The 694-nt window shown below is 46.1% G+C and carries 1 protein-coding gene; it reads left to right on the top strand.

The window, feature by feature from the left end:
• The coding region (locus tag ACNPNW_RS05450) for a TonB-dependent receptor domain-containing protein (RefSeq protein ID WP_448766667.1) at positions 1-694 on the top strand (694 nt) is incomplete at both ends.

Raw genomic sequence — 694 nt, 5'->3', positions numbered from 1 at the left:
TGTGGAGGCAGATGTAACTGACACAACCCTATTGACCGCAGGCTATACTGAAAGCAATCATAAGCCGAATGGTGTGAATTGGGGTTCTAATCCACTGATCAATACCGAAGGTGAGCAGCTCAGTTACTCACGGAATTATAATTACAGCCCAAGCTGGACCTATTGGGATAGCAATATTAAAAGTTACTTTGCCGAGCTTGAACGAAAACTGGCAGGCGACTGGACAGCCAAACTGACTTATGATGAAAAACGCACACAACGTGATTCAAAACTCTTGTTTCTGTCTGGAAAACCTGGCGCAAATGGCACTTCAGGTATCTTCCTCTACCCAGGCATGTATATTGATGATAATACAGAACAACAAGCCAGCCTGAGTTTTAGCGGCACCTATCCGCTTTGGGGACAACACCATGAAGCCTCATTGGGCTATGTCTGGGCCAAGAATAGTCTGGATGAATTGGGTTATGCTGGCAGCTTTGTCAATCCGCTGACCACAGATTTAGCCAGCTTTACACCAGAAGAACCAAGCTGGGATCTATCGAAAACCAGTGGGGAAATGCATATCCGGCAGAAGAACCAGAGCCTTTATGCTGCGACCCGACTGCATCTGAATGATGATCTGAAACTGCTTTTAGGTGCGAACTATGTTCAGGCTGAAAGCAGTGGTAGCAGTTATGGGACCGACACCATTTAT

Source organism: Acinetobacter endophylla (genome assembly GCF_053543775.1).
This window is presented reverse-complemented; position numbering and strand designations above follow the sequence as displayed.